At 56.2% G+C, this 24,595-nt stretch carries 23 protein-coding genes and 2 riboswitches; of the genes, 19 read left to right on the top strand and 4 right to left on the bottom strand.

Annotated features, from left to right (window positions below):
* Nucleotides 1-13: 13 nt before the first annotated feature.
* On the bottom strand, nt 14-457 hold the full coding sequence (locus tag EYC82_RS01535; protein WP_279247791.1) for a hypothetical protein: 444 nt from the start codon (nt 455-457) through the stop codon (nt 14-16).
* 146 nt (nt 458-603) lie between these two features.
* Between EYC82_RS01535 and EYC82_RS01540 the strand changes: the two genes are divergently transcribed.
* The 4 genes from EYC82_RS01540 (at nt 604) to EYC82_RS01555 (ending at nt 6,539) form a co-directional block, all read left to right on the top strand.
* Nucleotides 604-1,467 carry a phytanoyl-CoA dioxygenase family protein gene (locus EYC82_RS01540; RefSeq protein WP_279247792.1) on the top strand — a complete coding sequence of 288 codons (864 nt, stop codon included), beginning with the start codon at nt 604-606 and terminating at the stop codon, nt 1,465-1,467.
* Nucleotides 1,468-1,665: 198 nt separating this feature from the next.
* On the top strand, nt 1,666-3,261 hold the full coding sequence (locus EYC82_RS01545; RefSeq protein ID WP_279247793.1) for an isocitrate lyase: 1,596 nt from the start codon (nt 1,666-1,668) through the stop codon (nt 3,259-3,261).
* A 379-nt stretch (nt 3,262-3,640) separates the two neighbouring features.
* Complete coding sequence (locus EYC82_RS01550) at nt 3,641-4,159, top strand: winged helix-turn-helix transcriptional regulator (protein WP_279247794.1); 519 nt, start codon at nt 3,641-3,643, stop codon at nt 4,157-4,159.
* Between the two features lie 208 nt (nt 4,160-4,367).
* The gene (locus EYC82_RS01555) at nt 4,368-6,539 is read left to right on the top strand and encodes an FdhF/YdeP family oxidoreductase (protein WP_279247795.1); all 2,172 of its coding nucleotides are present in this window, start codon (nt 4,368-4,370) and stop codon (nt 6,537-6,539) included.
* A 111-nt stretch (nt 6,540-6,650) separates the two neighbouring features.
* Here the strand turns inward: EYC82_RS01555 and EYC82_RS01560 are convergent, their stop codons facing one another.
* The gene (locus tag EYC82_RS01560) at nt 6,651-7,928 is read right to left on the bottom strand and encodes an O-acetylhomoserine aminocarboxypropyltransferase/cysteine synthase family protein (RefSeq protein ID WP_279247796.1); all 1,278 of its coding nucleotides are present in this window, start codon (nt 7,926-7,928) and stop codon (nt 6,651-6,653) included.
* Between the two features lie 117 nt (nt 7,929-8,045).
* A riboswitch (cobalamin riboswitch) is annotated at nt 8,046-8,205 on the top strand.
* Between the two features lie 171 nt (nt 8,206-8,376).
* On the opposite strand from EYC82_RS01560, the gene EYC82_RS01565 reads away from it, so the two are divergent.
* Genes EYC82_RS01565 through bluB form a run of 12 tightly spaced genes read left to right on the top strand, consistent with a single transcriptional unit; the run spans nt 8,377 to nt 18,957 of the window.
* Nucleotides 8,377-9,846, top strand: a complete 1,470-nt coding sequence (locus tag EYC82_RS01565; RefSeq protein WP_279250636.1) for a cobyric acid synthase — start codon at nt 8,377-8,379, stop codon at nt 9,844-9,846.
* 25 nt (nt 9,847-9,871) lie between these two features.
* Complete coding sequence (locus EYC82_RS01570; protein ID WP_279247797.1) at nt 9,872-10,588, top strand: adenosylcobinamide amidohydrolase; 717 nt, start codon at nt 9,872-9,874, stop codon at nt 10,586-10,588.
* The gene (locus EYC82_RS01575) at nt 10,579-11,616 is read left to right on the top strand and encodes a FecCD family ABC transporter permease (RefSeq protein WP_279247798.1); all 1,038 of its coding nucleotides are present in this window, start codon (nt 10,579-10,581) and stop codon (nt 11,614-11,616) included. The genes EYC82_RS01570 and EYC82_RS01575 overlap by 10 nt, the downstream gene beginning before the upstream one ends.
* Nucleotides 11,617-11,618: 2 nt before the next feature.
* Nucleotides 11,619-12,392: a heme ABC transporter ATP-binding protein gene (locus tag EYC82_RS01580; RefSeq protein ID WP_279247799.1), complete on the top strand. Its 774-nt coding sequence runs from the start codon at nt 11,619-11,621 to the stop codon at nt 12,390-12,392.
* Entirely contained in the window at nt 12,389-12,934 is a 546-nt protein-coding gene (gene cobU, locus EYC82_RS01585; protein ID WP_279247800.1) for a bifunctional adenosylcobinamide kinase/adenosylcobinamide-phosphate guanylyltransferase, read from the top strand. The genes EYC82_RS01580 and cobU overlap by 4 nt, the downstream gene beginning before the upstream one ends.
* The gene (gene cobT / locus EYC82_RS01590) at nt 12,931-13,974 is read left to right on the top strand and encodes a nicotinate-nucleotide--dimethylbenzimidazole phosphoribosyltransferase (protein WP_279247801.1); all 1,044 of its coding nucleotides are present in this window, start codon (nt 12,931-12,933) and stop codon (nt 13,972-13,974) included. The genes cobU and cobT overlap by 4 nt, the downstream gene beginning before the upstream one ends.
* On the top strand, nt 13,971-14,594 hold the full coding sequence (locus EYC82_RS01595) for a histidine phosphatase family protein (protein WP_279247802.1): 624 nt from the start codon (nt 13,971-13,973) through the stop codon (nt 14,592-14,594). Before cobT ends, EYC82_RS01595 begins: the two co-directional genes overlap by 4 nt.
* Nucleotides 14,594-15,358 (top strand): adenosylcobinamide-GDP ribazoletransferase, encoded by a 765-nt coding sequence (cobS, locus tag EYC82_RS01600; RefSeq protein ID WP_279247803.1) that lies wholly within the window; start codon nt 14,594-14,596, stop codon nt 15,356-15,358. Before EYC82_RS01595 ends, cobS begins: the two co-directional genes overlap by 1 nt.
* A 7-nt stretch (nt 15,359-15,365) precedes the next feature.
* Nucleotides 15,366-16,271, top strand: a complete 906-nt coding sequence (cbiB, locus tag EYC82_RS01605; RefSeq protein WP_279247804.1) for an adenosylcobinamide-phosphate synthase CbiB — start codon at nt 15,366-15,368, stop codon at nt 16,269-16,271.
* Nucleotides 16,268-17,305 carry a threonine-phosphate decarboxylase CobD gene (cobD, locus tag EYC82_RS01610; protein ID WP_279247805.1) on the top strand — a complete coding sequence of 346 codons (1,038 nt, stop codon included), beginning with the start codon at nt 16,268-16,270 and terminating at the stop codon, nt 17,303-17,305. The genes cbiB and cobD overlap by 4 nt, the downstream gene beginning before the upstream one ends.
* On the top strand, nt 17,290-18,180 hold the full coding sequence (locus EYC82_RS01615) for a cobalamin-binding protein (protein ID WP_279247806.1): 891 nt from the start codon (nt 17,290-17,292) through the stop codon (nt 18,178-18,180). The genes cobD and EYC82_RS01615 overlap by 16 nt, the downstream gene beginning before the upstream one ends.
* A 42-nt stretch (nt 18,181-18,222) precedes the next feature.
* On the top strand, nt 18,223-18,957 hold the full coding sequence (bluB, locus tag EYC82_RS01620) for a 5,6-dimethylbenzimidazole synthase (RefSeq protein WP_279247807.1): 735 nt from the start codon (nt 18,223-18,225) through the stop codon (nt 18,955-18,957).
* Nucleotides 18,958-19,061: 104 nt separating this feature from the next.
* On the opposite strand, the gene cobO is transcribed toward bluB, so the two are convergent.
* Both cobO and EYC82_RS01630 read right to left on the bottom strand, forming a co-directional pair.
* Nucleotides 19,062-19,685, bottom strand: coding sequence for a cob(I)yrinic acid a,c-diamide adenosyltransferase (gene cobO, locus EYC82_RS01625; protein WP_279247808.1), 624 nt, complete (start codon nt 19,683-19,685; stop codon nt 19,062-19,064).
* A gap of 24 nt (nt 19,686-19,709) precedes the next feature.
* Nucleotides 19,710-21,599, bottom strand: a complete 1,890-nt coding sequence (locus tag EYC82_RS01630; RefSeq protein ID WP_279247809.1) for a TonB-dependent receptor plug domain-containing protein — start codon at nt 21,597-21,599, stop codon at nt 19,710-19,712.
* Between the two features lie 106 nt (nt 21,600-21,705).
* Nucleotides 21,706-21,864, bottom strand: a riboswitch (cobalamin riboswitch).
* A 116-nt stretch (nt 21,865-21,980) separates the two neighbouring features.
* Here EYC82_RS01630 and EYC82_RS01635 point away from each other — a divergent pair.
* The 3 genes from EYC82_RS01635 to EYC82_RS01645 all read left to right on the top strand — a co-directional run bounded on the left by EYC82_RS01635 (nt 21,981) and on the right by EYC82_RS01645 (nt 24,587).
* On the top strand, nt 21,981-22,490 hold the full coding sequence (locus EYC82_RS01635) for a DUF501 domain-containing protein (RefSeq protein WP_279247810.1): 510 nt from the start codon (nt 21,981-21,983) through the stop codon (nt 22,488-22,490).
* Between the two features lie 50 nt (nt 22,491-22,540).
* Complete coding sequence (locus EYC82_RS01640) at nt 22,541-23,596, top strand: 3-deoxy-7-phosphoheptulonate synthase (RefSeq protein WP_279247811.1); 1,056 nt, start codon at nt 22,541-22,543, stop codon at nt 23,594-23,596.
* Nucleotides 23,597-23,729: 133 nt separating this feature from the next.
* Nucleotides 23,730-24,587 carry a TIGR03619 family F420-dependent LLM class oxidoreductase gene (locus tag EYC82_RS01645; RefSeq protein ID WP_279247812.1) on the top strand — a complete coding sequence of 286 codons (858 nt, stop codon included), beginning with the start codon at nt 23,730-23,732 and terminating at the stop codon, nt 24,585-24,587.
* Nucleotides 24,588-24,595 lie beyond the last annotated feature (8 nt).

The following is a 24,595-nucleotide window of genomic DNA, read 5'->3' on the forward strand; positions in this document are numbered from 1 at the left end:
GGGCTTTACATCCCTAAATGCCTTTCGCATTTTCCGGGAGGTAGTCCTGAAAAATGTCTCCAAGATTTTCATTATCATGTGCGGGCACTCGGTAATAGGTGCGTATATTTACCGAGCTATTTTCGCCAAACTGATAGGTCTCAAGACTGTACTGTACCTGCGGGCCATCCTGTGATTCGAAATGATTTTCCAGGCACCACGCAACCTCGTTGGCGCAGACAAAGAGAGTGCCTGGCTGAATGCGAAAACGCACTCTGGGCTGAAACAGGTCCCAACTGTCCTCGCAGCAGGATTTGAACCCTTGCTTTTCTGGCGTGCCCACCGGGTCTAGCATGCGAAAGTCTCCGGTGGCTACAGACTGCCAGTTATCTATCCACGCTTGCTTGTCGCCAGCATTCCACAAATCCGGATAGTGTCTCGCCCAGCTTAGCAGAGCGTGTTTGTCGGGGTAGGTCATAGTCATTGCCTGGTGTCACGACGGGGCTGCGATGTTCAAGATTATAGTACCCGGGCGACGATGCAAATAGGCCATATGGAAATCGTAGGATTTGTCAGCGGGCGGGTGTACTCTGTGGGTCGCGCCGTAGTCCGGAGACATTGAATATGGCACTAGATATACCGACACTCCCTGCCGATGCGCCGACGCCGGAGTTACTCGCCGCGCTGGACAAGTGCGGCGCTGTTATTGTGGAAAACTTTTTAACGCGAGAGATAACCCGCACTCTTAATGTAGAGTTCGACAGGCTTTCAGAGGCTGAGGCGTGCAGGGAGCAGCGTTTTGTTAATCCAATTATTGCAGACTTTTTCGGCGATAATGTGTCTCACCTCGCGGGCCTTGCCGGCAAGTCCCCAGGGTTTGTTGAACATGTTTTGTTACATCCGCTGTATGCGGCACTTTGTGAGGCAGTTTTGAGGCCAAACTGCAGTGACTACCAGTTGAACATTGGCCACTTGATGACGCGTGAACCGGGATGCGATGCGCAGCTATTCCACCGTGATGCGTGGGTGTGGAAGCGTCTGCCGCCGCTGCCCGGTGAGGTGCAGTTGGCGTCTGTGATTGCGCTGGTCGATTTTACCGCTGGCAACGGCGCTACCCTGGTAGCGCCCGGCAGCCATCGCTGGGACGGTGATCGTTATCCGGAAATGCACGAAATGGCGCCTGCGGAAATGCAGGCGGGCAGTGCGATCATATATTCAGGCAACACGTTTCATGCAGGCGGTGCCAATACCTCTGCACGATCCAGCCGTCGTGGTATGCATGTGAGTTATTGCCTGGGCTGGTTGCGCACGGAAGAAAACCAGGCGCTGGCCACGCCCTGGTCTATCGCTGAAAAGCTCAGCCCGCGAGCTCAGCAGTTGCTGGGCTTCGGTATCCATGACGATATAGCCCAGGGGGGAGGATACCTCGGTACTGTGGAATTGGAGACGCCGGTTCGGGCTCTGACGAGGGGTTGCCCCGCCGCGTGACGGCGCGCCTGTGGGCATGTTCGTCGCGTGGCACACAGGCCAGGTAATTCAGCGGGTGAATGGCAAGTATCGCTACTATTAATTTCACTTATGGCAACGTCCTCATTAGAATAGCCGCCACAACAGAGCGACGGTGCCTAGTCTCAGGGCGGGTTCCGTTCACTATGATCCTGAAGGCCGCATTCAGAGGTGAATACCATGTCAGATTTCCAGAACGATCTCGCAGAAATAGCAAAGTTGCGCGACGCCGCAGGCGCAAGCTGGGGCCAGATCAGTCCTGAATCCGCGGCGCGCATGCGCCTCCAGAACCGTTTCAGGACGGGGCTTGATATTGCCCGCTACACCGCAGCCATCATGCGCAAGGATATGGCGGAGTACGATGCGGATCCTTCCAGCTACACCCAGTCACTGGGATGCTGGCACGGTTTCATTGGGCAGCAAAAACTGATCTCCATCAAGAAGCACTTTGGTGAAACCAACAAGCGCTACCTGTATCTGTCGGGCTGGATGATTGCCGCCCTTCGCAGCGAGTTTGGTCCGCTTCCTGATCAGTCCATGCACGAGAAAACATCGGTTGCTGCACTGATAGAAGAGTTATACACCTTCTTGCGTCAGGCAGATGCCCGCGAACTGGGTGGCTTATTTCGCGAGATGGATGCAGCCCGTGAAGCTGGCGATGATGTTGCTGAAAAAGCGGTGCAGAATAAGGTTGATAATTATCAGACCCACGTGGTGCCGATTATTGCCGATATTGATGCTGGCTTTGGTAACGCCGAAGCGACTTACTTGCTCGCAAAGAGGATGATTGAGGCGGGTGCCTGTGCTATCCAGATTGAAAATCAGGTGTCTGATGAAAAGCAGTGTGGACATCAGGATGGCAAGGTGACGGTTCCGCACGAGGACTTCCTCGCCAAGATACGCGCCGTACGTTACGCTTTCCTCGAACTGGGTGTTGATGACGGTGTGATCGTAGCCCGTACCGATTCGCTGGGCGCAGGTCTCACCAAGCAGATTGCGATTACTCACACGCCTGGTGATTTGGGTGACCAGTATAATAGTTTTCTCGATATGGAAGAGTTAACAATCGACCAGATGAATCATGGTGATGTGGTCATTAAGCACCACGACCAACTGCTGCGGCCCAAGCGGCTGCCTTCTAACCTCTACCAGTTCCGTAAGGATACGGGTGAAGACCGTTGTGTAATGGACTGCATTACCTCGCTGCAGGAAGGCGCAGATCTCTTATGGATCGAAACAGAGAAGCCCCACATCGGCCAGATCGCTGGCATGGTCAACCGGGTGCGCGAGGTAGTCCCCAATGCAAAACTGGTATACAACAATTCGCCTTCATTTAACTGGACGCTGAGTTTCCGTCAGCAAGTGTTTGATGTCTGGAGTGAAGAGGGCAAAGACTTGTCTGCCTACGACCGCGACGCGCTGATGAGCGAGGAGTATGATGATACCGAGCTTGCTGCTCAGGCAGATGAGCGTATTCGTACGTTCCAGGCAGACGCCGCACGCGAAGCGGGAATTTTTCACCACTTGATCACGCTTCCCACTTACCACACTGCGGCATTGTCCACCGACAACCTGGCCAAGGAATACTTTGGCGAGGCGGGGATGCTGGGTTATGTTAAAGGTGTTCAACGTAAAGAAATCCGTCAGGGCATTGCTTGCGTGAAACACCAAAACATGGCCGGATCTGATCTGGGCGACGATCACAAGGAGTATTTCTCTGGTGACGCTGCGCTGAAGGCGGCAGGTAAGGACAATACTATGAATCAGTTTGGCTAGACTGCTTTTGGTTGGCTCTGCTGGCAACAGGCAGCAGAGCACTGTTTTTCAGGCGAGCTAACTGCTCGCCTTTTTTTTGCCTGCCAGTGTGCATATTGAGAGCACTGCCGCATCCGAAAACCTGTGAGTGTGCGAAACCGATACGCGAGTCTCAGGCAATCATTTATACCGCTACTGCCCGATAGGGGGCGTGATTATGAAACAGGGTATCTGGACCCAGTGGCCTGAGCCTGGCGTTAAGTAATGGCCGATCTGGCCGTGCCAGAACGGTATAGTGTGGAGAGAGGAACAGGGCTTGGTCGCCCCTTTATCGGCAAGCGGACCAGGCTAAATTGAACTAGGATGTATACCATGGGGATACGTAGCACCGGGAGCTTTCATGCGTTGGGACGATATCGATAAACAGGTTTGCTCAGTGGCTCGCGCCCTATCCGTAGTGGGTGAGCGCTGGACAATGCTGATTCTGCGGGACGCATTTTTTGGCACCCGCCGTTTTGAACATTTCCAGCGTAATCTCGGCATCACCCGGCACCGCCTCTCGGAACGTCTCTCGAAGTTGGTGGAGCAGGGCGTTTTGGTCAAGGTGCCCTACCACGATCGCCCGTTGCGCTATGAATATCGTCTAACTCGCAAGGGTCTTGGTTTGTATCCCGTGTTGATGAGTCTCGCCTGCTGGGGCGATGAATGGATGGATCGAGGAGAGGGTGCTCCGCTGGAGTGGGTGCACCATACCTGTGGGGCCGCCACCACGCCCGTGCTCACTTGCAGCGAATGCGGCGAGGCATTGCGACCGGAGGAGGTGCGTCCCCGGCTTGGACCCGCGCTGCGTGACGCTGGGGAACCGGTCGACGGTGCGCCTCTGAGCGATATCCCTGCTTTACTAAAGCGCCCGGTCTAACCCACGGGGTCTGCAGGCTTTGGCGTGACCAGACGTCTTTCGAGCTTTCCTCGGCTGATTGGCGCGTGTGCAGTCAATGTTTGAGCAGCATCCAACGTGACCCATAAAAGGCTCCCCCTCCTCACAGGGCAGGGGTATCTGCGCTGGACGCGCTGGTGTAGTCTGGAGGCATCTAGCGCTAGTTAGACAGTTTTCGGGGTGGCAATCGATGGCAGTGGTGGGTGGTGGCACCAAGAAAATACTTTACACGCTGAAGACGGCTGCCCAGATAGGTTTGCTGGATTCCGCAAGGGCACTCGGTGCGAAAAACACCTGCAAGGCCTGCGGCCTCGGGATGGGTGGTCAACGTGGTGGCATGACGAATGAGTTGGACGAATTCCCCTCTGTCTGCAATAAAAGTATTCAAGCGCAATCTACCGATATTCAACGGCCTATTCCGGAAGCGATTTTTCAGCACAGCCTGGAGGATTTTCGAGACCTTACTGCCCATGAGCTAGAGCATCTCGGTCGATTGGGGCAGCCAATCTATAAAGCGGCCGGGGATGATCGCTACCGAACAGTGGGTTGGGATTGGGCCCTGGACCGTGCCGCGCATGGCTTTGCGAAATGCGCGCCAGAGCGAAGTTTTTTCTATAGTTCAGGCCGATCTTCCAATGAGGCCGGTTTTGTTTTGCAGCTACTGGCAAGGCTTTACGGCACTAATAATGTGAGTAATTGTTCGTACTACTGCCATCAGGCTACCAGCGAGGCATTAGCGAACACCATCGGTACAGGCACCTCGACAATCGAACTGGAAGATATATCGGGCTGCGATCTGTTTTTTCTGGTTGGCGCCAACCCCGCGTCAAATCATCCTCGATTACTGCACAAACTGATCGAGTTGCGTCGGCGTGGGGGCAAGGTAGTTGTTATAAATCCACTTAAGGAGCCGGGACTGGTGCGTTTTGCAGCACCAAAAATGGCGAGTTCTTTGATTAAGGGTGGCGATGAGGTTGCGAGTCTCTATCTCCAGCCTTTTGCGGGTGCAGATATCGCGCTTTTTAGCGCCATTGCCAAAGTGCTGGTGGAGCGCAATGCCGTCGACGAAACATTTATCAGTGCGCATACCCGTGACTTCGGGTTACTGCAGCAACATCTCGCGGGTCTGCAGACAAGCGAGTTACTGGCCGAGTGCGGCGTAAGCCACGCGCAATTGCATGAAGTGGTTACAGCCTATACTGACTCGAAGGCTACTATTTTTGCCTGGGGCATGGGTATGACGCACCATTGTCACGGCGTGAATAATATCGAATGGCTTTGCAACTTGGCTTTATTGCGGGGCATGGTCGGGCGTCGAAATGCCGGGCTTTTGCCGTTGCGAGGCCACAGTAATGTCCAGGGCATTGGCACGATTGGCGTTAAACCAGTGCTGCCGGAGCAGGTGTTTTCGCGCATTGAAGAACGACTTGGCGTTACCCTGCCACGCGAAGAGGGAAAACACACCATGGCTTCTCTGGAACAGGCTCATGCCGGGGATGTGGATGCGGCTTTGATGATGGGCGGCAATCTTTATGAGGCGACACCCGACAGTGATTGGGCTGCCCAAGCTCTCGATAATATTGATTTCAAACTGTACATGACGACAACACTGAACCGCAGTCATGTGACCGGAGTGGCCGCGGGAGAGAGCCTCGTGTTGCCCGTATGCGCCAGAGACGAAGAGCCAGAGCCAACCACACAGGAGTCCATGTTCAACTACGTTCGCTTGAGTGACGGTGGGATAAATCGTATCGCGTCGGTGCGCTCGGAGGTAGCCATTCTCGCTGATATCGGCGCTCGCCTGCTGCCCGACGCGGCCATTGATTTTTCCGAGTTCAAGCAGCACCGGAAAGTGCGCCAGGCGATCGCGGCGGTGGTGCCGGGTATGGAAGCGCTAGCAGATATCGATGTTGCTCGTCAGGAGTTTTACGTCGGAAATCGTTTGTTGCATACGCCCCGGTTTCAAATGGCTGATGGTCGCGCGCGGTTCGTGGCGCACAAGGGTCAGGCAACGCCAGCATCGGCGCATCTTTTTACGTTGCTCAGTATTCGCAGTGAAGGGCAATTCAACTCTATTATTTATGAGGAAGAGGATAGCTATCGCGGCATCAGCGATCGCTGGTCCGTTCTGATGAACGTGGCTGATCTGCTGGAGCTTGGCGTAGCTGAGGGGGACTTGGTGGATGTACAGTCGGATAACGGAATAATGAAAGGGCTTCGCGCAAAGTGCTTTGACCTGCCGCCGCGCTGTATCGCCGCCTATTATCCGGAGGCGAACTGCCTGACGACACGAGCCCTGGACCCGCGCAGTCACACCCCTCAATTCAAATCAGTCCCGGTGTCCGTCAGTGCGGCTCGCTAATGCCTTCGGCCCGACGCTGGCGAGGACGCAGGCGCCCTGCATCGCCAGCGAGCGCGCCACATCCCCGCATAGCGCGACAATCTAACGACCTGTGCTGTTGATAGTGCTCGGTTACCTTGCAGCCGCGGCGAGGGCCTGATTAATATCAGCGAGAATATCGTCAATGTGCTCAATACCGATTGAAAGTCGGACCATGTCGTCGCTGACGCCGGCTGAGGCCAGTTCTTCAGGATTCAGCTGCCGGTGCGTAGTGCTTGCCGGATGACAGGCGAGCGACTTCGCATCGCCGATATTCACTAGTCGTAGGATCATCTCCAGCGCGTCGATGAAGCGCGCCCCTGCCTCGCTGCCGCCTTTTATACCAAAGCTTAAAATACCTGCCGCTTTGCCGCCGCAAAACTTCTTGCAGTTGTCCCGGTAGGGACTGTCGTGCAGGCCAGCGTAGTTTACCCACTCGACCTGCGGGTGTTGCGCCAGATGCTTGGCCACTTTCTTGGCGTTCTTGCAGTGCTTTTTCATTCGCAGGGAGAGGGTCTCCAGCCCTTGCATGATCTGGAACGCACTGTTGGGTGATAACGCAGCACCCGTATTACGCAGTGGCACCACCCGACAGCGACCGATGTAAGCGGTCTCGCCCATGGCCTCTGTGTATACCACGCCGTGGTAGGAAGGATCCGGGGTAGTCATTATCGAGAACCGGTCGCTGTGTGCGGCCCAGTCAAACTTTCCTGAGTCAATAATAGCGCCTCCGATAGTGGTACCGTGACCGCCAATGTACTTTGTTAGAGAGTGCACAGAAATATCTGCGCCGTAATCGAATACGCGGCAGAGCAGAGGTGTCGCTACTGTGTTATCCACGATGAGCGGTACGCCGGCATCGTGGGCGATAGTTGCCCAACGTTCAATATCTACAATATTGCCTGCCGGATTACCGATCGATTCACAAAACAGCGCGCGTGTATTTTCATCGATCGATGAGGCCACTTTGGCAAAGTCATCTGCGGCGGAAAATCGGGTTTCAATACCCTGACGGGGAAAAGTATGTGCAAACAAATTATAGGTGCCACCATAAAGTTGTGAGGTGCTGACAATGTTGTTGCCTGCTTCCGCGATTGTTTCAATCGCATAGCGTATCGCCGCCATGCCAGAGGCTACTGCAAGCGCGCCGACTCCTCCTTCCAGTTCTGTCAGGCGTTGCTCCAACACCGCGTTGGTGGGGTTCATGATTCGGCTGTAGATATTTCCGGGTACGGCGAGATTGAACAGATCTGCTCCGTGCTGGCTGTCGTTGAAGGTGAATGATGTTGTCTGGTAGATCGGGGTGGTCGCCGAATTGGTGCTTGGGTCTCCATCGTAGCCAGCGTGCAGGGCAATTGTCTCTGGTTTCATGGTCGATATCTCCGGTATGCGCGATCGAAAACTGTGTGCGTGATATGGAGCTTATCAAAGCGCAGCGTGACTGCCTACGCTCCCGTGCTGGATTGACAATTAGGAGGTAAATCCCTAAAGTTTGGCCACATGTCAGGTGCTTGGCGAGATGTTAAAAATAGATGTCTCCCGGCCAAATGGGAAGTGTGGGTCTGGATAACAGGCGCCACCGCTGCCCCCGCAACGGTTGTCAGCGCACTGCTGAGAGTCCGATACCAGCCTGACACATGCGGCAACGAAGCGGAGGGCTTCAGTAAAGGTCGTTCAGCGCTAGATGCTGCACTCCCTTTCTAATAATCCTTCTTCTGTACAGTCATCATTGCCGGCGGCAGCTGGTATGTGTGCCGATTATTTGTCGGACCCAGGGAGTTCACCATTGTCGGCAAGGCCCAACACGAACAACACATTGATGGTACAGGGCACGACGTCAGACGCAGGCAAAAGTATTCTTGTTGCGGGGTTGTGCCGTGTGTTGGCGCGTCGTGGCTGCCGAGTCGCCCCTTTCAAACCGCAGAATATGGCACTGAACAGTGCCGTTACCGTGGATGGTGGTGAAATTGGTCGTGCCCAGGCCCTGCAGGCGCAGGCCTGTGGGTTAAAGCCGCACACGGATATGAACCCGGTCCTGCTAAAACCCACCAGTGACACAGGCGCACAGATCATTATTCATGGACATGCTGTTTCTCACCTTGATGCCCGCGCCTACCACGACTACAAGACAATCGCCATGGAGGCGGTGCTGGAATCCTATCGCCGCCTGATGCAGCGTTACGACTATATTGTGGTCGAAGGGGCAGGGAGCCCCGCGGAAATCAATCTGCGTGAAAGGGATATCGCCAACATGGGTTTTGCCGAACGAGTCGATTGTCCCGTTATCATCGTGGCCGACATCGACCGCGGTGGCGTATTTGCCCACTTGGTGGGCACGCTGGCGCTGCTGTCTGACTCCGAGCAGGACCGCGTCAGTGGTTTCGTGATCAATAAATTCCGCGGTGACATCGGCCTGCTGCAACCCGGCAACGACTGGTTGGAGAATAAGACAGGGAAGCCCGTGTTGGGTGTGCTGCCGTATTTGCAAGGCCTGCATCTCGACGCTGAAGATGCGATTGATACCGATCAGGTGTTGTCTCACAACGCAGAGGTGTTGACTGTCGCTGTACCGGTGTTCTCGCGTATCAGCAATCACACAGATTTTGATGCGCTGCGATTACATCCCCAGGTGGATCTAAAGTTTGTGGGACCGGGCGCTAAGCCACCGCCCGCGGACTTGATCGTTCTGCCTGGCAGTAAAAACGTGCGAATGGACCTCAATTGGCTGCGTAATAATGGCTGGTGCGAGTCGATCACCCGACACCTGCGTTACGGGGGGAAGGTTATAGGCATCTGCGGCGGCTTTCAGATGCTGGGACACGGTATAAGTGACACAGAGGGCATTGAGGGCCCGCCGGGTTTCACGCAGGGCCTCGGGTGGCTGGATATTGAGACTGAGTTGAGGTGTCAGAAACAGTTGCGCCAGGCAGGGGGTACCCTGAATATTGAGGCGAGCACAGAGCGCGGTAGCGTAGATGCGTTGGTGGAAGGCTATGAAATTCATTGCGGCATTTCAAGTGGTGCTGGGCTCGCGAGACCGGCAGTGCGTTTACGCGACGGACGTGATGATGGGGCTATCTCTGCAGATGGTCGGGTGCTGGGCACCTATCTTCATGGCCTGTTTGACCAAACTGCCTCGCGCGATGCACTGCTGGCCTGGGCGGGCCTGCGCGTAGCGGGCGAAGAGTTGGATGTAGCAGCAGTACGCGAGCGGGAATTGAACCGGTTGGCGGACGTGCTCGAGAACGAAATCGATTGCGACGCGCTTTTCCCGCGAAGTTGTTCATGATGGCTGATTCCCCCGAAGTGGTTACATGAGCATCGCCGACAAAGACAGTCAATGCTTGATGGAGGGTGTTTACCTGTCGACGACGCATAACCATGTGCACGTGCACTGTGATGCATCACACCGCGTCGTTAGCTCCGCCGTATTAAATGGCGGTTTTACCAGAGCGACCGATTTTCTCAATCTTAAAGTTGAAAGACAGGCCGAAAGCGGGGTGGAAGATCCCGCGGTAACGCTTCAGGCCGCTTGCGATAAGCTCGGTTGTAAGGATGTCACGGTAGGTATGATGACCGCCGCCTCGATGAAATCTCTACGCCTGTGTCGGGAAGACATTCAGGGTCGGCAGTTCGCTGTTCTGGTAACGACTGGCTTGGAGAATGCGCGTCGTTCCGGCGACAGGGCAGAGTATCGTCATCTGCATGCGGTGCCTCTTGAACGAGGTACGATCAACCTGTGTATGATAACCGACGCCCGGGTTCTGGATCACGCCATGATAGAGATGATCACTATAGCGACGGAAGCCAAGGTGGCGATTTTGCATGAGCTGAACATTGTGAGCCCTGTTAGCGGGGGTCTGGCGACGGGTACTGGTACTGACGCCGTGGCGGTATTCTCTGGCAACACCGGCGATCCCATAAGTTTTGCTGGCAAGCACACTCTGCTGGGTGAGCGTCTTGCGATAATGGTCATGCAAATTATTCGCGAGTCGATAGCCTACGAGGAAGAGGCAGGATCATGCGCCTGATGTCTCCCCATCGTCTGTTATTGGCACTGGCGGTCACACTGGTGCCTCTTTTGTTTTTGGCAATGATGATGGGACCGGTCATGATAAAGCCTGCCGCGCTGCTGGCAGCGACCGGTGAGTTGTTCAGTGCGACGCCTACTACTCAGGAGGGGCTTATCCTGTTCGCGATACGGTTGCCACGAGTTCTTCTGGCGGCATTGGTAGGGGTTTGTCTCGCGGTGTGTGGCACCGCCATGCAGGGCCTGTTTCGTAATCCATTGGCAGATCCATCCTTAATCGGTGTCTCCAGCGGCGCTTCTGCCGGCGCCAGCCTGATGATCGTGCTGGGAGGCGGCGCCCTTCTGCAGGGCGGCCAGTTCGCCGGTTTGTCGCTGGTTGCCGTCGGCGCTTTTGGTGGTGGGTTTCTGGCAGTGCTGCTTGTTTACCGTTTGGCGACCTCCACCACAGGCACTTCCGTTGCCACGATGCTGTTGGCGGGTATTGCCATTAGTGCTCTCGCTGGCGCGCTGAACAGCCTGTTCTCTTTTGTTGCTGACGACGAGATGCTGCGTCGTATTAGTCTATGGCAAATGGGCAGTCTCGATGCGGCCAATTGGCCACGCGTATGGATTGCCGCACTGGCGGTGGTGATAGTCATGACCATTATGCCTCGACAGGCGACAGCGCTGAATGCGTTCTTGCTGGGCGAGTCAGAGGCCCGTCATCTCGGCATCGATGTAGATGTCGTGAAGCGCAAACTGATTCTGATGACCGCGCTGGCAATCGGTATCGCAGTTGCTGTGGCGGGAACGATTTCCTTTGTCGGCCTGATCGTGCCGCACATGGTACGCCTTGTCATTGGACCCGATCACCGCTACCTCGTGCCGGCCTCTGCAATGCTGGGCGCCATTTTACTGATTGTGGCAGACGCGGTAGCTCGAGTGGTTGTCGCCCCTTCGGAATTGCCCACGGGTATTCTTACCGCCCTGTTGGGTACGCCTTTCTTCTTTTCATTACTTGTGCAAAAGCGCAAGTACGAGGTGTCCTGATCGTGGCGCTTTCGGCAACAGGTTTATCGCTGCGAATGGCCGAATTCCCGCTACTGGATAATGTTGATCTCGCTGTGGAGCCTGGCAAGGTTACCGCCGTACTGGGTCCCAATGGTGCTGGTAAAACCAGTCTTTTGCGGGTGCTGGTTGGCGAGCTGACGCCGGACAGGGGAGAGGTTCGCCTGAACCAGCGGGGCTTTCATGAGTGGCTTGCGGTGGAGCGAGCGCGAACCCTTGCGGTGTTGCCCCAGCATTCCCTTCTGAATTTTCCCTTCACTGCCGAGGAAGTGGTCATGCTGGGGCGGACACCTCACGATACTGGCGCGACGCAGGACAGGGCGATAGTTGCCGAGGCGCTGCGCGCAGTTGACGGTGACTATCTGTCGGATCGAGTTTACACCCAGCTGTCCGGCGGTGAAAAACAGCGCGTGCATCTGGCTCGCGTGCTTGCCCAGGTTTGGGAGCCCTCACCGTTGGGACATCGCTATTTGGTGCTGGACGAGCCCACCTCCAGTTTTGATCTTGCGCACCAGCAGTTGACACTGGATATTGTGAAAAGTCTTGCTGTCCGTGAGGTGGGTATCCTGATGGTTATTCATGACCTGAACCTGGCGGCACGTTGCGCGGATCAGATGGTGCTGTTGCAGTGCGGCGCCATTGTTGCATCTGGTTCCCCCGAGGAGGTGCTTGTCGCAGACATTATCAGGCAGGTATTTCAGGTGGATGCCAAAATTGGCACACACCCGGTAAGCGGTAAACCGCTGGTGATCACATGACAGGACAGGCGGTCGTAAGCGGTTTCTGTGAATTGATACTCGGTGGCGCCCGCTCGGGCAAAAGCGCCCTGGCGGAGGCGCGTGCCAAAGCCTCCGGGTTGGACATGGTCTACCTCGCTACTGCAACAGCGGGCGACAAAGAGATGTCATCCCGTATTGCTCATCATCGGCAGCGACGTGGAACCGATTGGCACCTTGTGGAGGAACCTGTTGCCCTGGCCGCTGCGTTGCGCTCACACCAAGGGGAGGAACGTTGCGTTGTGGTTGATTGCCTTACCTTGTGGCTGAGCAATTGTCTGCACGAGGAGTGTTGGGAGTCCGAGAGTGTGGCATTGCTGGATACGCTGCCGGAATTGTCAGGCCATGTGATTCTGGTTAGCAATGAGACCGGCCTCGGCGTGGTTCCAATGGGTGAGCTGACGCGTCGTTTCGTGGATGAATCAGGTTTTCTGCATCAGCGCACGGCACAACTCTGCCAGCAGGTCACGCTCACGGTGGCGGGTCTGCCGGTGAGCTTGAAATCATCGGAGACACCCAGGTGAGCCAGTGGCGGACGACCGTACCTGCCCCGTCGGTGCGTTCCCGAAAAGCTGCGCAAGTGCATCAACAGCGGTTGACCAAGCCTCCGGGTTCGCTTGGTCGGCTTGAGCAGATTGCTGTCGACTTTGCTGGCTGGCAGGACCGCGTGATGCCGCGTGTTGAGAAGGTATCTGTTTGCGTGTTCGCGGGAGATCACGGGGTGGTGGAGGAGGCCGTATCGGCATTTCCCCAGACAGTGACGGGCCAGATGATCCTGAACTTTGCCGCCGGCGGGGCCGCTATTGCGGTTCTTGCGCGCCTTGCGGACGCCGACTTCAGTGTGGTGAATCTGGGGACCGCGACGCCCGTGCCAGAGACCCGTGGCGTGATCAATGCGCAGCTCGCACCGGGATCTGCAAATTTTTGCAAACGCGCAGCGATGAGTCCTGCGCTAATGAACCGGGCGTTACAGTGCGGTGCGGATGCTGCACCCACTGCGGCGGATATTTTTATCGGCGGAGAAATGGGCATTGGCAACAGCACAGCGGCGGCGGCGCTGGTCAGTGCCCTGTTGGATCTGCCGCCCGAGGCCACCGTGGGCCGAGGCACGGGTATTGACGATGCAGCGCTGGCGGTGAAGCGAGCGGTGGTGCAGCGCGGGCTGGATCTGCACCAAGGTGCGGCTTCCGATGCCCTCGATATGTTGCGCCGTCTTGGTGGACTGGAAATCGCCGCGCTCACCGGCGCGTATATCGCCTGCGCCCAGAGGCGCATTCCTTCGTTGGTCGACGGCTATATCTGTAGCGCTGCAGCACTGGTGGCGTGTCGTGTAAATCCCGGGGTTCGTGACTGGTTGCTGTTTGCGCACCGCTCTGAAGAACCGGGCCACCGTCACTTGCTGAAAGCCCTGAGTGCAGACCCCCTGCTCGACCTGGGGATGCGTCTTGGAGAAGGTAGCGGCGCCGCGACCGCATTGCCGTTGCTGCGATCGGCCTGTGCCCTGCACGCGGAAATGGCGACCTTTGCAGAAGCGGGTGTTGCCGATAGAGAGGCCCCGACTTGAGCGATGCCGACGAAAGTGTGACCACTGTCGACTTGCTGCGTCACGGCCGCTGTGAGGGAGGCGATATTTACCGTGGCACAACAGACGTAATGCTCAACGGCGAGGGGTGGCAACAAATGGAGCAGGCGATTACGCCTCCCTCGGACTGGACTCGCATTGTTACTTCGCCGTTGCTTCGGTGTCAGGCTTTCGCTGAGCACCAATCGATGAAACTTGATTTACCTTTATCTGTCGAGCCTGACCTGCGTGAGCTTGATTTTGGTGATTGGGAAGGCCGCCTTGTCAAAGATGTCTGGGATGAGAATCCGCAAGGCGTTTCGCGCTATTACGCAAACCCTGCCGCGTTCACTCCGCCGGGCGGTGAAGCGACGCAGGAGGCGCAGACTCGTGTCGCATCCCGTTGGAGACGCCTGATGAATGAGCACCGCGGAGGCAGTTTATTGCTGGTGTCTCATGGCGGTGTTATCCGTTTATTGCTCAGCCATTTATTGCTCTTTCCCGTGTCTTCGATAGCGCGGCTGCATGTGCCTTACGGTGCGCTGTCCCGGGTGCGGGTTTATCATCGGGAAGAGGGAGATTTTCCTGTACTGCTGTCTCTCAACGCGAGGACCGGATACTGATGAAATCTGTCATTCAGCGACAGGGGCGAGCGCTACTGGTCGCGTTACAGTTCCTCACTGTCCTGCCAGTGCCGCGACATATTCGCGACAGTGAAAACCTGACCGGCGCGTCCCTGCTGTGGTATCCGGCGGTCGGACTGTTGTTGGGCCTCCTCCTGACACTCGCCAGTGATATGTGGACTTTGCCCTTTTACCTGCAGGCAGGTTTGCTGCTCGCCCTGTGGGTCGCGCTGTCGGGCGGGTTGCACCTTGATGGTTTTGCCGATTGTGTCGATGCATGGGCAGGTGGATTTGGTGATCGCCAGCGCACTCTGCAACTGCTATCCGATCCGCTTTGCGGAAGTATGGCCGTGATTGCGTTGATCATCCTGTTGTTACTCAAATTCCTCGCTCTGGCGGCGCTGGTGCAGCAAGGTGGTCTGGTTTGGTTGTGGGCGGTGCCCCTGCTGTCCCGCTCAGCCTTGCTGCTCTTGTTCATGTACACGAACTACGTGCGCCCCCAGGGTTTGGGAGCGCTGATCGTGCAACAGTTCTCGTCGCATGACGCGCGGTGGGTACTTGCCGGAGTTGCGCTGACCACACTCGCTTTGCTGCCTGTGTCTATTTGGATCGTTCTGACGGCCACCACAGTAGCGGTATTCCTTCTGGCGCGCCGCGCTGCTCTGCAGCGACTCGGTGGTTTTACCGGTGACGTTGCCGGGGCGCTGGTCGAACTGGTCGAACTTTGCCTGTTACTTGTCCTTTCGTTTTACGCTGTGGGTTAAGCTGATAATGCTTGTGACATTAATTCTTGCCCTGCTTCTGGATCGTCTCGTCGGTGAGGTGTCTCGTGGTCACCCGTTGGTGGCTTATGGTGATATTGCAACATGGGTTGAAGCCCAGGCGAGAGAGCGTTTTGCTACGCCGGCTCAGGGGGGGGGTGTCGCCTGGGTGATTCTGGTTGCGCTTCCGGCTCTGCTGCTGATGCAGTTCCTGAGCTGGTTCCCCGGTTGGCTCACTGTGTTGGCAGACATTGCCGTACTGTATTTCTGTATAGGCATGCGGAGCCTGGAAGAACACGCCAGAGCTATTCAGCAGCCGCTGCTGACAGGTGAAATGGATGTTGCGCGCGATAAACTTGCGCTCATCGTCAGCCGAGATACGGCCCACCTTGACGCGCAATCGGTGGCTGCAGGGGCGGTGGAGTCGGTATTGGAGAACGGCAGCGATGCGGTTATCGCACCGATTTTCTGGTTTGTAGTAGCAGGTGCGCCGGGTGCGCTGGCCTACCGTTTGGCCAATACCCTGGATGCCATGTGGGGCTATCGCAATCAGTCCTACCTGCATTTCGGCCGCAGCGCGGCGTTGCTGGATGATGTCCTGAACTGGATACCGGCCCGTCTTTGTGCGTTTTTTTATGCGCTGGCGGGGCAGTATCACCGGGCAAGGCATTGTTGGTCGACGCAGGCGCCCCTGTGGGATAGCCCCAATGCGGGTCCGGTGATGGCGGCGGGGGCAGGTGCTCTCGGTATTCGCCTGGGCGGACCGGCTGCCTACGGCGGTATCGTGCGTGAGCGTCCCGTTCTTGGTGAAGGAGCGCCGGCTGAGGCGCGTGATATCGAGGCAGCTTTGCAGTTGCTGCGGCGGGCGGTAGGCGTGGGGCTGCTGTTTGTGTTCGCGGGAGTGATTCTGCTGTGAACCTCGAACACGGTGGCAGGCTGGAGCTCGCCGTTTGTGAATATGCGATACCCCGGGAGGCATGGATAGACCTGTCGACGGGGATCAGCCCCTCGAGCTGGCCAGTGCCCACTGTGCCGGGGAGAGTGTGGCAACGGCTGCCCGAGGAGGATGGTGCGTTGGAGTCGGCAGCAGCGGCTTACTATGCTTGTGAGGTGACAGCCTTGCTGCCCGTGCCGGGTTCTCAGTATGCGCTGCAGTATGCTCCCGGCCTGTTGCCGGCCGGCCGGGTGGCGATGCCGCAGCGTGGTTACACCGAGCACCGGCGCGCGTGGGCGGCTGCTGGCCACAGAGTGGTCGAGTACACGGATTGGACAGCATTACAGGCACTGGTCAGGGAGGAAGCGGTCGACCACGTGCTGTTGATCAACCCCAATAACCCCAGCGCCGAGCAGGTTTCGCGCGCGCACCTGGAATTATTGCATCGGCGACTGCAAGCTGCTGGTGGTTTCCTCGTTGTCGATGAGGCCTTCGCGGATGTGAGGCCTGAAGTGAGCCTGGCACCTCTGTGTCCGGCACCGGGCCTGATAGTGTATCGTTCCCTGGGGAAGTTTTTTGGGCTTGCCGGTATCCGTCTGGGGTTTTTGCTGGCGGAAGCCCCGTTGTGTCAAAAGCTACAGGCTCAAATGCCTCCGTGGTCGTTGTCGCACCCAGCCCGCTGGATCGGTGAGGCCGCTCTGGCAGACCGACGCTGGCAACTGGATCAGCGTAGTCATCTGGTGCGAACAAGTCAGGCGTGGGTCGCTTTGTTGCGGGGTGCCATCCCCGATCTGGAGTTCAAAGCGACTGCATTATTTGCTACCGGCGCTGGCGACTGGGAGTACTGTGATCGCCTGTATCGTGCGCTTGCGCGGCGAGCGGTTCTGGCGCGGGTATTCGAGGATATCGCGGGGCAGGGCATGTTGCGTCTCGGATTGCCGCCGCGGGCGCGATGGCAAGAAACTGCTTGTTCTATTCATGAGGCGGTGAGGGAGTGCGGATGCGCTATTGTTTGATTGCCTTATTGTGGGTGCTACTCACGCCCGCTGGATCAGCTCAAATTACTGTGCGGGACGCCATGGACCGGACGCTGGTGCTGGAAAAACCGGCAACCCGGGTGATCAGTCTTGCGCCCCACATCACTGAAGTCGTTTATGCGGCGGGCGCGGGTGAGCAGTTGGTGGGTGCCGTGTCCTACAGTGATTACCCGGAGGCGGCGAGGGCGATACCCCGGGTTGGCAGTTACGATAGCGTTAGCTATGAGACCTTGCTGACCCTGAAACCAGATCTTGTACTGGCCTGGCACGAGGGTAATGGCGAGGACGTGGTAACGCGACTGCAGTCCTTGGGTCTAAACGTTTACGTCGGTGAACCTCGCGCATTGGAAGATGTGGCGGAATCCTTGCGGGTGATCGGAGTCTTGACGGGCAATGAGCAGGTGGCCGACGCGGCGGCCAGTCGTTTCATGCAGCAACTGCACGCCCTGCGGGAGACGTATAGCTCGCGAGAGCCTGTCACCGTGTATTACCAGATCTGGAACGAGCCTCTTCTCACGCTGAATGGGGATCATCTCATTTCCGATGTGGTGCGCCTGTGTGGTGGTCGGAACGTATTTGCCGATGCGATGCCGCTGGTTTCGCGCATTAGTGTGGAGTCGGTGTTGCGGGCGAATCCTCAGGTCATCATAGCCAGCGGTATGGACAAGGCGCGACCCGAGTGGCTGGACGATTGGAGAGAATGGAGCGCCATGACTGCAGTAAGAAATGACCAGCTCTATTTTATCCCCCCGGATATATTGCAGCGACATACTCCAAGAATTATCGAGGGTGCCACTCTGATGTGTGAGAAACTGCAGCAAGCGAGGGAGCATTATGCAATGTATGCGCCTTAATGGCTTCCGCCATAATCTGTCTGTCTATAGTGAAGAGTACTGATGCAAAATTCTCGCTCCGGCGATCAAGGCTTCTATGAGACACTGTTTGGGCGGCGCGATGTGCGCAGCGAGTTCATCGGGACACCCGTACCTGAGGATGTGCTGGCGCGTATCATTATTTCTGCACATCATGCGCCATCAGTAGGGCTTTCTCAGCCCTGGAATTTCATTGTGATCGAGGGGCGAGATACCCGGGAACGGATATACCGGGCGTTCTGCGAGGCAAACGAAGAAGCGGCGGAGCAGTTCGAGGGAAAGCGTCGAGACCACTACAGGCAGTTAAAATTGCAGGGCATTCTTGATGCACCGGTAAACCTGTGCGTCACCTGTGATCGGGGGCGTGGTGGTGATGCAGTGCTCGGGCGAACCCATCAGTCCGAGATGGACATTTATAGTACGGTGTGCGCTGTGCAGAACCTTTGGCTGGCCGCACGTGCAGAGGGAGTCGGTGTGGGGTGGGTCTCTATTATTTCTTCTCAAAATCTGAGGCATATCCTCAATTTGCCTGAACAAGTTGTTCCCATTGCCTATCTTTGCCTCGGTTACGTAGAGTATTTTCGCGATAAGCCGGAGCTGGAAGACAGGGGCTGGGGACATCGCCTGTCAGCAGAGGAACTGGTATTTCACGAGCGGTGGGGGGAGCGGGCGGAAGCACATCCGCTTAACAGCGCTATGGCTATGCAGCGGGATTGGCCGGCGCGGGTGATGGGCAAAAACCCAAAAGAAAAAGAGTAGGCGTTGCCCTCCGTCTGCATCGGCATCGGAGCATCAGGCATGCGCGCCGTTTCAGTGTATCGGTCGCGCACGAGGGTGGGCGGTCTATTGCGCCCAGTGCCTGCCTAGTAATCTACACCCTTGCGTGCCTTGATGCCTGCCTTGTAGGCGTGTTTTACGTCTTTAACTTCGGAAACGGTGTCCATTATCTCCTGTAGCTCGGAGCCACCACCGCGACCCGTTACAACGACGCTCTGGCTCTCTGGCCGATTGGCGAGAACCTGCAATACCTCCGCATCGTTCAGGTACTTATAACCTATCATGTACGTCAGCTCATCCAGTACGACGAGATCATAGCTAGCGTCCGCCAGCATGGGTTTGGCGACGTCCCATGTGTCTTGCGCTGCTTTAATATCCGAACTCATGTCCTGGGTATTCCAGGTGAACCCGGTACCCATCTGGTAAAAATGCACCTGCGGACAGTGATCCCGTAGATAAAGTTCTTCACCGGAAAGCTGCTCGCCCTTGATAAACTGCACGACGCCGACTTTCTGGCCGTAGCCCAGTGCGCGCATGACCATACCAAAAGCGGAGCTGGACTTTCCCTTGCCATTGCCCGTCAGGAGAACCGCAACGCCGCGTTCGGTGTCAGCCGCTTCAATTGAAGCGTCCACCTTGGCTTTTTTTTTCTCCATGGCCGCTTTGTGTTTTGCTTCTTTGCGATCCTTGTCCTGTCCATCAGTGGTCATGGGATTTCTCCTGTTGCTGCAAGTCTAGAAACTATAGCGAATGCCGGCGTATCCTGCAGCTCCCGGCGTGTTGTACCCGGAAACTTCCTCATAGTCTTCGTCCAGCGCGTTTTCCACCCGGCCCTGAATACTCAGGGCATCGGTCAGGTTGTATGTGACGCTGATATCGAGGATTTCGTAGTCTTTCATGTCTTCGCCAAATCGGTTAATGCGGTCCCGCACCATGCGGTAATTAATGTTGGCGATGAGTCGTCCTTCCCAGGGAGTCACTCGCAGCCCCAGATTTGCCAGGCCTTCGGGTGCTTTTGCGCGCTGCGCACCATCGAAATCCTTGGTATTGGTGTAGGTATAGTTACCGGTGACTGTAATCATCTCACCCACGGGCACTTCGGTGATGAACTCAACGCCGTCTGAGGACGTGTCCCCGTTCCCTTGCAGGTAACCATAGGAGCCGCCGTCTGCCGGGGGAGGGATATCAAAAGAGGAGAAATCGAAGTAAATTTCATCATTGATCTCCTGATCAAAATACACCAGATCGACGTACCACCCCGCCGTCGCGTAATAAGCCACGCCCAGGTCGTAGCCGGTGCTCTCTTCCGCTTCCAGCGTCTGGTTGGCCGGTACGATTGCCTGCGAGCCAGCGTTAAAGGCAATCTCATCCAGCGTGGGCGCACGAAATCCGGTGCCATATGTGCCTTTCAACTTGAGTTCCCCTTCGCCTGCTTCTACGAGGTAGGTGATTCCTGTGCGGTAGGTGGTCTTGGAGCCAAAGTCATCGTTGTCAGTATAGCGGGCGCCGGCCGATACATAGAGGCTGTCTGCAAATCCGCCCTGATATTCAACAAAGTAACCTTGCTGATCGCGATCGCTGTCAGATTGCTCGTTACCGAAGCTGAACACATCGATAGAGTCCTTTTGTAGTTCCGCGCCATACACCAGCGTTAAGGGGTCTGAGTGGCTCCAGTTGCCAAGATAGCCCAGCACTTCCACAGTGCCTTCGGCCCGAAAAGAAAGAATGCCATCGTCTTTGAATTTGCGGTCGGTCTTGTTGCTGTTGTAGGAGAGTGTGTTGCCGAAAGCCTCCCCTTGATGAGTGAGTGCGACGCGCCAGGCATCCTGGCTATAGTCAGTGTTGCAATTATCAGAAGGATCGAAGTTTGGAGGAACGAAGCAGTCGTCGTAGTCGTTTTCTCCTTCAACAGTGCGTCCGACGACGTCTGCTCTTAGCTTGTCCGTGACATTCCACCCGGCACGGCCGTGGAAGGTGGTATTTTCGTAGCCGTCGTCGTCTCTGTCATTGGTATCCAATGCATTAAATCCATCGGTTTTAAACCGTTCTGCGGAAATGACGCCGTCGACCGTTTCGTTGCCGCCTGCGACATGCCCTAGATATTGTTGGGTACCATAGCGGCCACCCTCCGCTTCAAGGCTTCCGGTGAAACCGGATTGAGGCGCTGCTGTCGACATATTGATGACGCCGCCCGCATCCGCGCCATAGGCAAGGCCCTCAGGGCCCCGTAAAATTTCGACGCGGTCTATTGCGCCCGAGAGCAGGTTGGAGAAATTTGGCCCGCCGCCAATCGCCGACGGATCTGCTATATCGATACCGTCGATGTAGGCCTTGGTGCGGAAGCCCTGTTCTCCTCGAATCCTGACGTTAGTGGCTTTGCCTACGCCACCGGAGCTGTCAACCGCAATCGATGGCTCATAGCGCAGGGTTTCTGCGACTGTGCTGAACCCGCGGATCTGGATATCTTCTCTTGTGACAACAGAAATTGAGGTTGCGACTTCGCGCAGCGGCATTTCTATGCGTGACGATGTAACGACCATTTCTTCTAGTTTGTTGCTTGCATGTGCAGAAAGAAGACTGCCGCTGGCGACCGTCAGTAGCACGGCATGTGTAAGGTTTTTCATCAAGTATTCCCAATAGCCTTGTATAAATCATTATGTGGCGATTGAGAGAGGGAATCGGGGAACGCAATGCAAGCATTGAGCAACCGTGCATGAAGCCCTCCGCTCCATCGTTGCAATGTTCCAGGCAGGTGTCGGACTAACAGTCAGTGACTGTATACCGTTGCGGGGGCAGCGGTGAACAGAATACGCCATTCACACTTCCCATTTAACCCACCCAGCGTTGTCTAGCGACAATGCGGTAGGCACCTAGTAACGAGCGCAAGACTAGAGTTTCGGGAGCATCCTGTCAACCTTGAGGCTCGAGCGGGGACAGATCGGTGTGTGAATCGATTGTCGCTCACGTAGAATAGGACGCTTACACTTGCGGCAGGATGTAATCATTTGGGTGTTGAAGCGGAAAAGATCCAGCGTGTCGCCAGCCTGCTCGGCAGGCAGCCTAGAGGCCTGGAGGAAATCCCCGTTGCGGCGGGCAATGGCGACCCTGTGGTGATTCGTGTCGCCTCTCTTGTAGATGACAAGCCCTTCCCCACGCTCTACTGGCTGGTGGATCCCGTCTTGTGCTATCGCATCGACCAACTGGAGGCGGCCGGCATGATCAAGACATTCCAGCAACGGTTTGATGCTGATGCAACGCTACAGGCGCGCATGCGTGAGGATCATCAGATCTACATCGCCTTGCGGCGCGGATTTATGTCCCCGACGGTGAAGGCGCGACTGTGCGAATTGGGATTTGAAGAGACCCTTGAGAAGAGGGGCATTGGCGGGATCGCCGATTTCAGTCGTATACGGTGTTTCCACACCTGGTATGGCGCCCACCTGGTGCAATCCAATGTTGTGGGTGAGATGCTCGATGACTGGTGGCGCGGAAGCCCGCAGTCCGTCGTTGGGTAGTGCATTGTGCTATATTATTTGGTCCTTCAAACACGCGTATGGAGCGGTGCATGACCGCAAAAATAGACGACGTACGAATCCGTCAGATCGATGAACTGATCTCCCCGGAAAGTCTTATTGGCGACATCGGGCTTACGGACGCAGCCAGTCAAACGGTTGCCAACGCCAGGAGTGCGATACACAACATACTTAACCGGGAGGATGATCGCCTGCTTGTCATTGTGGGGCCGTGTTCAATACACGATCCTGCGGGCGCACTGGATTATGCCGGTCGTTTGCAGAAGACGGCGGCGGAGTTGAGCGAAGATCTGTTCGTTGTCATGCGCGTGTACTTTGAGAAGCCTCGCACTACGGTAGGCTGGAAGGGCTTGATTAACGATCCGGATCTCGATAACAGTTTCAATATCAACAAGGGCCTGCATCTGGCGAGGCAGCTTTTGCTGGACCTCGCAGAGATGGGCTTGCCTGCTGGAACAGAATACCTGGATTTGATTAGTCCCCAGTACTATGCGGATCTCGTGTCGTGGGGTGCAATCGGCGCCCGTACCACTGAGAGCCAGACCCATCGTGAACTGACGTCCGGTCTGTCATGCCCGGTTGGCTTTAAAAATGCCACAGACGGTGATATGCAGGTGGCTGTTGATGCGATCAATTCCGCCTCGCAACCGCACCATTTTTTGTCTGTAACAAAGCAGGGGCGCTCAGCAATCTTTCAGACGGCGGGCAATGAGGATTGTCATATCATTTTGAGGGGCGGCAAGCAGCCCAATTACGATATGTTTTCTGTCGAAGATGCAGAGCGCATGCTCAGCTCCGCTGGCCTGCCCGCGCGAATCATGATTGATGCAAGTCATGCCAATAGTCGTAAACTGCCCGCGCGGCAGGTCGATGTCACGCGTGATATTGCAACTCAAATAAGCCGTGGTAACCACAGCATTGTCGGCCTTATGCTGGAAAGTAATTTGGAAGAAGGGCGCCAAAACGTGGTGGCGGGACAGCCTTTAAATTACGGGCAAAGCATTACCGACGCCTGCATGGGCTGGGAGGACACCGCCCACCTGTTGCAGGAATTGGCTGTGGCGGCGCGAATGCGTCGCTCTGGCTGAGGTTCTCGGCCAGATGTATATCAATCTGAACCGCAGAGGCGCTTGTAGTTACAGCGCTGGAGCGCGACGGATTTCAACGCTACTGTAAGCACTACAATGACTCTGTTTGATACGACCGCGTGAGGTAATGAGTATGCATCTTGGATTCAGCTCCATGAATACGGCGGATGATCCCGCCCCCCATCATCTGGCTCAGACGCTGGAAGAAGCGGGGTTTGAATCACTGTGGTATGGGGAGCATAGCCATATACCTGTTTCGCGCCTGACTCCCTATCCGCCAGGTGGAGAATTGCCAGAACCTTACAAAAAGATGATGGACCCTTATGTCTCGCTCATGGCGGCAGCGCAAGCCACCAGTCGGTTGAAACTCGGTACCGGTATCGCCCTGCTGATGGAGCGGGAGTTGATGTCCCAGACCAAGACCATTGCGACTCTTGATCGCTTGTCCAACGGTCGTCTGCTAATCGGCTGTGGAGTGGGTTGGAATCGTGAAGAATTTGAAAATGCCACCGAGCTACCTTTCGATAGGCGTTACCTTGGAATGAAAGAAACCGTGCTTGCTCAGCGCAAGCTGCTCACTGATCCGGAGCCTGAGTTTCACGGAGAGTTGATCGATTTCGATCCCGTTTGGTTTGAGCCCAAGGCAATCCGCCCAGGTGGGCCAGCCGTGATATTCGGCGCCATGGGGCCGCTGGGTCTCAAGCATGCTGCCCAATGGGCGGATGGCTGGATGCCCGTGGACGTGGCGTTGCCTGATATTGAGAATGACGTGAAGAATTTTCGGCAGCTGGTAGCTGACAATGGGCGCGACCCCGCATCCGTGGAGATCACTCTGGTCGTGATGGCGCCGGTGACGGCTGACCTGCTCAAGTCCTATCGGGATATCGGAATAGACCGCTGTAACATTGGAGTTGGAATGGAGAACTGGGACAGGCCAGAAATCGTTATTCCGATGATCGAGAAATTTTCAAAGCTTATTCCTGAGCTTTGATCTGGCCT

This window comes from Candidatus Marimicrobium litorale (assembly GCF_026262645.1).
GTDB classification, from domain to species: Bacteria; Pseudomonadota; Gammaproteobacteria; order Pseudomonadales; family Halieaceae; genus Marimicrobium; species Marimicrobium litorale.

Coding starts and splice junctions, on each gene's coding strand:
- cobO (WP_279247808.1), bottom strand. CDS start 19,685: ATGACCACTGATGGACAGGACAAGGATCGCAAAGAAGCAAAACACAAA.
- EYC82_RS01560 (WP_279247796.1), bottom strand. CDS start 7,928: ATGAAACCAGAGACAATTGCCCTGCACGCTGGCTACGATGGAGACCCA.
- cobU (WP_279247800.1), top strand. CDS start 12,389: ATGACAGGACAGGCGGTCGTAAGCGGTTTCTGTGAATTGATACTCGGT.
- EYC82_RS01545 (WP_279247793.1), top strand. CDS start 1,666: ATGTCAGATTTCCAGAACGATCTCGCAGAAATAGCAAAGTTGCGCGAC.
- EYC82_RS01575 (WP_279247798.1), top strand. CDS start 10,579: ATGCGCCTGATGTCTCCCCATCGTCTGTTATTGGCACTGGCGGTCACA.
- EYC82_RS01640 (WP_279247811.1), top strand. CDS start 22,541: ATGACCGCAAAAATAGACGACGTACGAATCCGTCAGATCGATGAACTG.
- EYC82_RS01570 (WP_279247797.1), top strand. CDS start 9,872: ATGAGCATCGCCGACAAAGACAGTCAATGCTTGATGGAGGGTGTTTAC.
- EYC82_RS01565 (WP_279250636.1), top strand. CDS start 8,377: ATGGTACAGGGCACGACGTCAGACGCAGGCAAAAGTATTCTTGTTGCG.
- cobS (WP_279247803.1), top strand. CDS start 14,594: ATGAAATCTGTCATTCAGCGACAGGGGCGAGCGCTACTGGTCGCGTTA.
- EYC82_RS01550 (WP_279247794.1), top strand. CDS start 3,641: ATGCGTTGGGACGATATCGATAAACAGGTTTGCTCAGTGGCTCGCGCC.
- bluB (WP_279247807.1), top strand. CDS start 18,223: ATGCAAAATTCTCGCTCCGGCGATCAAGGCTTCTATGAGACACTGTTT.
- EYC82_RS01615 (WP_279247806.1), top strand. CDS start 17,290: ATGCGCTATTGTTTGATTGCCTTATTGTGGGTGCTACTCACGCCCGCT.
- EYC82_RS01535 (WP_279247791.1), bottom strand. CDS start 457: ATGACCTACCCCGACAAACACGCTCTGCTAAGCTGGGCGAGACACTAT.
- EYC82_RS01645 (WP_279247812.1), top strand. CDS start 23,730: ATGCATCTTGGATTCAGCTCCATGAATACGGCGGATGATCCCGCCCCC.
- EYC82_RS01555 (WP_279247795.1), top strand. CDS start 4,368: ATGGCAGTGGTGGGTGGTGGCACCAAGAAAATACTTTACACGCTGAAG.
- EYC82_RS01630 (WP_279247809.1), bottom strand. CDS start 21,599: ATGAAAAACCTTACACATGCCGTGCTACTGACGGTCGCCAGCGGCAGT.
- EYC82_RS01540 (WP_279247792.1), top strand. CDS start 604: ATGGCACTAGATATACCGACACTCCCTGCCGATGCGCCGACGCCGGAG.
- cbiB (WP_279247804.1), top strand. CDS start 15,366: ATGCTTGTGACATTAATTCTTGCCCTGCTTCTGGATCGTCTCGTCGGT.